Genomic DNA, 1,622 nt, shown 5'->3' with positions numbered 1-1,622 from the left:
GGCGGCCAAAGCCGCTGACCGAGTCGGAGGCCGCCGCGCTCGTCGCCGGCGATCTCGAGGTCGTCTCGTGCTACCAGTTCGGCAAGGCCGACACGGCGGACTGGCTCGGTGGATACGACGCCGGGGTCCGGCACGCGACGCGCGGCCTCGAGCTGCACCGGGCGGCCGGGGGCCCGGCGGACCGGCCGATCTACGCCTCGATCGACGACAACCCGTCCGAGCAGCAGTTCGCCGACCTCATCGCGCCGTACCTGCAGGGCTGGCACGACGTGCTCGGCGCCGGGAACACCGGCGTGTACGCCAACGCGCCGACCATCTCCTGGGCGCGCGACGCCGGGCTGGGATCGTTCTACTGGCAGCACGACTGGGGCACGGCCGAGGGCTACGTGCATCCCGCGGCCGACCTGCACCAGGTGGGCGGCGGCACGATCGACGGTATCGGCATCGACGTCAACAACGTGTTCAGCACCGACTACGGGCAGTGGTCCCTCACCGCCGGGTGAGGCCGCCGGGTCGTGACCGCGGCACGGCCACCGTCAGGGCCAGGCCCACGACGGCGGCCAGGGCCGCCACCAGGAACGTGGCGCGGAAGGCGTCCAGGGCGGGGACGGTGGCGGTGCCGACGTTCAGGGTGTCCGCTGCGAGCAGGACGCTCACGACCGCCGCGGACGAGGAGGTCCCCACCGAGCGCATGAGCGCGTTGAGACTGTTGGCGGCCGCGGTCTCCGACAGCGGCACCGCGGTCATGATCAGCGCCGGCATCGCGGCGTAGGCCAGGCCGATACCGGCACCGATGATCATGGCGGCGACCACGATGTGCCAGATCTCCGAGCAGGCGACGTAGGCCAGGAGGTAACCGAGGCAGACGACGACCGCGCCCGCGGCGAGGGTCGTCCGGGGTCCGTACCGCGTCGTGATCCGCGCCGACACCGGCGACAGCGCCATCATGACCAGACCGCTCGGCGCGAGCACCAGGCCCGTCGCGACCATGGACAACCCGAACCCGTAGCCCGTGACGACCGGTGCCATCAACAACTGCGGGAAGGCGAGGCTGTTGCTGTAGAGCGCGAAACCGACCGCGACCGACGCCAGATTGGTGAACAACACCGGACGTCGCCCCGACACGCGCAGATCGACCAGCGGTCGCGGCCGTCGGAGTTCGTACCGGCCCCAGGCGACGGCGGTGGCGGCGGCGCCGGCGAACATCGCGAGCGTCGCGGGCGCCGTCCAGCCCCAGGTGCTGCCCTTGGTCACGGGGAGGAGGAACAGCGTCAGTGCCACCGCGAGCCCGATCGCACCGAGCAGGTCGAAACGTCCGGGATCCGCCCGGGGGGATTCGGGAACCACCCACAGCACGAGGGCGGCGGCGAGCACTCCGACCAGTCCGCAGAACCAGAACAGGGTGTGCCAGTGGGCGATCTGCGCGACGGCCGCGGCGACGGGGAAGCCGACGGCTCCGCCGACTCCCATCGTCGCGCTGATGGTCGCCATCGCTCCCGGCAGTCTGCGCGGGCGCAGTTCGTCGCGCAGGATCGCGATGCCGAGCGGGATCGCTCCGCTCGCGGCGCCCTGCAGGGCGCGGCCGGTGATCATCGGCCACAGCGTGGTGGACAGCGCGCAGA

General features: G+C 72.1%; 2 protein-coding genes. One reads left to right on the top strand and one right to left on the bottom strand.

What is annotated here, in order from left to right; genetic code table 11:
* Positions 1–503 (top strand): DUF1906 domain-containing protein (locus OEY_RS0103120; RefSeq protein ID WP_010592488.1); only part of this gene is annotated, 503 nt, incomplete at its 5' end.
* Here OEY_RS0103120 and OEY_RS0103115 read toward each other — a convergent pair.
* Positions 490–1,622: MFS transporter (locus OEY_RS0103115; protein WP_010592487.1), on the bottom strand; the 1,133-nt coding region annotated here is incomplete at its 5' end. The genes OEY_RS0103120 and OEY_RS0103115 overlap by 14 nt on opposite strands.

It is taken from the genome of Rhodococcus sp. P14 (genome assembly GCF_000256505.1).
GTDB lineage: Bacteria > Actinomycetota > Actinomycetes > Mycobacteriales > Mycobacteriaceae > Rhodococcus > Rhodococcus ruber.
Note: the sequence above shows the minus strand (reverse complement) of the source record. Positions and strands in the feature narration are given on the sequence as shown.